Annotated in this window: 3 protein-coding genes; 2 read left to right on the forward strand and 1 reads right to left on the reverse strand. The window is 63.5% G+C overall.

The genetic code is table 11. From position 1 onward, the window contains the following. Window positions 1-238 precede the first annotated feature (238 nt). Window positions 239-1,369, reverse strand: coding sequence for a BaiN/RdsA family NAD(P)/FAD-dependent oxidoreductase (locus VFU66_RS02275; RefSeq protein ID WP_414649362.1), 1,131 nt, complete (start codon window positions 1,367-1,369; stop codon window positions 239-241). Window positions 1,370-1,462: 93 nt separating this feature from the next. Between VFU66_RS02275 and VFU66_RS02280 the strand changes: the two genes are divergently transcribed. Further along, window positions 1,463-2,797 carry a class I SAM-dependent rRNA methyltransferase gene (locus VFU66_RS02280; protein ID WP_326444611.1) on the forward strand — a complete coding sequence of 445 codons (1,335 nt, stop codon included), beginning with the start codon at window positions 1,463-1,465 and terminating at the stop codon, window positions 2,795-2,797. A 260-nt stretch (window positions 2,798-3,057) separates the two neighbouring features. After that, a partial coding sequence (locus VFU66_RS02285) for a glycoside hydrolase family 28 protein (RefSeq protein ID WP_326444612.1) occupies window positions 3,058-4,469 on the forward strand: 1,412 nt, incomplete at its 3' end.

Raw genomic sequence — 4,469 nt, forward strand, 5'->3', positions numbered from 1 at the left:
GGAACCTCTGATTAAGTCTTCGCTTTGAAGGGGCGTGGCTTCAGCCACGCCATAGCGTCCCTCAATGCAATGGGGCTTTAGAGGGTGCTGAAGAAGTCCGTTTTGCTTAAGGGCACGGCTTCAGCCGTGCCGCAAGTACCGCAAAATCAGCGCGGCTTTAGCCGCTGAGGTACGCCTTTCTCTTCGCCAATGACTTTTTCAGCACCCTCTTACGCCCACGGACAGCAGTAAGCCGCCTTTAAACTGCCCGCCCAGCACTCGCTCCCGAGGCCCACGCCCACTGGAAGTTATACCCGCCCAGCCAACCGGTCACGTCCACGACTTCGCCAATGAAGTACAACCCCGGAACCTTGCGGCTCTGCATCGTCTTCGCGTCCAGTTCGGCCGTGTCCACGCCGCCTGCCGTCACCTCGGCCTTGGCGTAGCCCTCCGTTCCGGCAGGCTGAATCTGCCATCCGTGGAGCGCGCGTTCCATCGCTGCCACGGAAGCGTTGGTCCAGTCGTTCGGCGGATGCAGCTCCACCCACCGCTCCGCCAACCTCGTCGGCAGCACCGCACGCAACGCCTCGACCGCCGCACGTGCATCCCGCCGCGCATTTTTCCTGAGCAGGGGAGCCAGCACTTCAACGTCTGGCGCCAGGTCCATCCTTACGCTCTCGCCCTCGCGCCAGTACGACGAGGCCTGCAACACCGCCGGTCCGCTCAGTCCTCGATGTGTGACCAGCAGTTTTTCGCGGAAGCTCGCTCGCTGCCTCTTCGCTCCTGCACTGGCAATCACTTCTGCCGAGACGCCCGTCAGGTCGCACCATCGCTCGCGGTCCTCCGCGCCAAAGACGAGCGGCACCAGCGCCGGGCGGCACGCGACAACGCGCAGACCGAACTGCTCCGCCACGCCATAGCCGAAGCCCGTAGCACCCATCTTCGGAATCGATAGCCCACCCGTAGCTACGACAACAGCTTGTGCGCGAATTCCACCCGCGCTCGTCTCCACGCTGAACTGCCCATCGCGCGCGATCGAGAGCACGCGCGTACCGGTCAGCAAGCGAACGCCAGCCTCCGCGCACTCGCGCTCCAGCATCGCCACCACGTCCATCGCCGAGCGGTCGCAGAACAACTGCCCCAGCGTCTTCTCGTGGAAGCGAATGCCATGCTTCTCCACCAGCGCAATCATGTCGGCAGGCGTGAATCGCGCCAGCGCCGACTTGGCAAAGTGCGGATTCTCCGAAAGAAAGCTCTCTGCACGGCAGTGAATGTTGGTGAAGTTGCACCGTCCGCCGCCGGAGATCAGGATCTTCTTGCCCGCGCGCTCAGCGTGCTCCAGCAGCACAACGCGCCGCCCGCGTCGTCCTGCTTCGAGCGCGCACATCATGCCCGCCGCACCCGCTCCCAATACAACCACATCCGCCGTCTGCACCTGCGCCGCTCCTCATCACCAGTGTCGCATCTGTGCGACCATTAACCCATGGCGAAGCCAGCAGCAAAGCAAGCCGCGAGACCGGCGGCAAAGAAGGCCCCGAAGAGGGAATCAAAGCCGGCCGAAGCCCACGCGCCGCGCACCGTCGAGCCACAGCCGCACGGCCCAGCGGCAGCCGTCACGCGCCGCGCGGCAGACCGTCTCCGCGCCGGGCATCTCTGGGTCTACCGCTCCGACATCGAATCGCTCACGCCCGCGCCCGGCACAGCCGAAATCGCACCCGGCGCGCTCATCACCATTACCGACACGCGCAGTATCCCGCTCGGCACCGCGCTCTACAGCACTGCATCCGAGATCGCCGCACGCCTCATCTCGCACGAGCCAATGCAGACCCGCGAACACTATCTTCAACAGGTGAGCGCTCGGCTCAATGCCGCGCTCTCTCTCCGCGAAGCTCTCGCTCCCACCTCCGCCGAGAACAACGCTGCCCGCCTCGTCTTCTCCGAGGCCGATGCGCTACCCGGCATCATCGCGGACCGCTACAACAACCTCGTCATCCTGCAACTGCTCACCCAGGGCACCGCGCAGGACGACGTGCGCAGTCTCTTTACCGACATCGTCCGAGAGCATTTTGCGCCCGCGCTCATCATCGAACGCCCCGATCCCAGAATCCGCGAACTGGAACAGATTGAAGCGCCATCCCCCGCTCCACTCTTCAGCCAAAACCCATCGCCCGAACTGACGACGATCTTCACCATCAATGGCCTGCGCTTCCACTACGATGCCACCGCCGGCCAGAAGACCGGAGCCTTCCTCGACCAGCGCCTCAACTACGCCGCCGCCGCCAACCACGCGCACGGCACCGCGCTCGACATCTGCACCTATCAGGGAGGCTTCGCGCTGCACCTCGCCCAGCGTTGCCGCGAAGTCACCGGCGTCGACGCCAGCCGTGCCGCGCTCGAAGTCGCCGACCGCAACCTCGATCTCAACCCGTATCTCGCCGCCAACGTCCACTGGATCGAGGCCGACGCCTTCGAGTTGCTCCGCGAGTACGAATCCCAGGGCGAACGCTACGACACCATCGTGCTCGACCCGCCAGCCTTCGCCAAGTCAAAGCGCGCTGTCACCGGCGCTCTGCGCGGCTACAAGGAGCTGAACCTCCGCGCCCTGCGGATGCTGCGCCCCGGCGGCATACTCGTTACCTGCTCCTGCTCGCACCACGTCTCGCTCGCCGAGTTCACCGAGGTCGTCCGGGCCGCCGCCTCCGACACAGGCCGTCGCGTGCAGCTCCTCGAAGTCCGCGGCGCTGCGCCCGACCACCCTGCCGTCCTCACTCTGCCCGAGACCAGCTACCTCAAGTGCCTCATCTGCCGCGTCGATTAGAGCAGTCTGCAATCAGGCCATCCCTGCTACCCATCTTTTGCAAAGCTCTTCGGTTGTCATTCTGAGGGCCTGTGACTTGATTGCCATTCTGAGCGAAGCGAAGAACCCCCGCATTTTGCCTGTGCCGCCACTAAGCTCTGGCTCCAGCCAGACAGTCCACGAAGCAAAGAAATATATTCCTTATTGAAACAACAAGCACCGTTCGTCCGTCCTCACACCATAAGCTTCAAAAATCAAAAAGCTGCGCCAAACGAGCGACTATGAAGAATCCAATCCTTGCCCGCCGCCGTTTTCTGAAGACCGCGGTCCTCGCCGCCCCCGTGTTCTCGCTGATCGCCAACGCAGAAGCGCAGCAACCCTCCACGCCCCGCAAAGCACCCGCGCACCCCGCGAAGCCGAAGCTCACACTCAACGTCCGCGACTTCGGCGCCAAGGGCGACTCCGCAACCAAAGACACGGCCGCCATTCAACAGGCCATCGACCGCTGCTCGGTCCTCGGCGGAGGCGAAGTTTTCGTGCCGGCAGGGAACTACCTCACCGGAGCCATCCAGCTCCGCACCCGCACCCTGCTGCGCCTCGATCCTGAAGCCACCCTCACCGGCAGCCCCGACTTCGACGACTACCCCGTCACGCAAGTCCGCTGGGAGGGCAAATGGATCGAAGGCCACACCGCGCTCATCTACGCCAACGGCGTCGAAGACATCGGCATCACCGGCGCAGGCAAAATCATCGGCAACCCAGCCCTCGGCGGTCGTCCACGTCCCACCTCGCCGTTGCGCCATCCCGCGCTCATCGAGCCCATCAACTGCCGCAACGTCCGCCTCGAAGACTTCTCCACCAGCTACCACCTCATGTGGTCGATTCATCCCACACTCTGCCAGCACATCGTCATCAAAAACCTCACCATCCGCTCCACCGGCGGCAACGGAGACGGCATCGACATCGACTCCTGCCAGCACGTGCTCATCGACCACTGCGACATCTCCACCGGCGACGACTGCATCTCGCTCAAGTCCGGCCGCGGCGAAGAGGCGACCTCGCAGATCGGCATCAACCCTGCCATCACCACCGAAGACGTCACCATCACCAACTGCACCTTTGCCGACAGCATCTTCGCCTGCATCGGCATAGGTTCGGAGACCTCAGGCGGCATCCGCAACGTCCGCATCAGCAACTGCAAATTCACCCACGCGCGCAGCTACGCCTTCTACATCAAAACCCGCACGGGCCGCGGCGCATTCATCGAAGACATCACCGCCACCAACCTCGACCTCACCGGTGACTTCGCTGGCTTCCTCCACATCGAGGGTCTCAAGAGCGGCATCCAGGACCAGGACCCCGTCCCCGGCGACGCCGGCATCCCTACGCTGCGCAACTTCCACTTCTCGAACATCCGCGTCGAGAACGTGCCTGTGTTACTCGAAGCCACATCCATCCACCCACGCAAGCCACTCACCGGCCTCACGCTGTCAAACGTCACCGGCACCTGCCAGAAGGGCATCTTCCTGGCGAACGTCAAGAACGCCATCTTCCGCAACATCGACGTCAAAGGCTACACCGGCGCACTCTTCAACACGTACAACTCAACCGGCGTAGGAATAAAAAATCCAACCACCATCGAAGCCCCCAAACTCCCCGACGCCATCCCCACACCCGCCGAACCGTACAAACT

The organism is Edaphobacter sp., from assembly GCF_035763405.1.
Taxonomy (GTDB): domain Bacteria; phylum Acidobacteriota; class Terriglobia; order Terriglobales; family Acidobacteriaceae; genus Edaphobacter.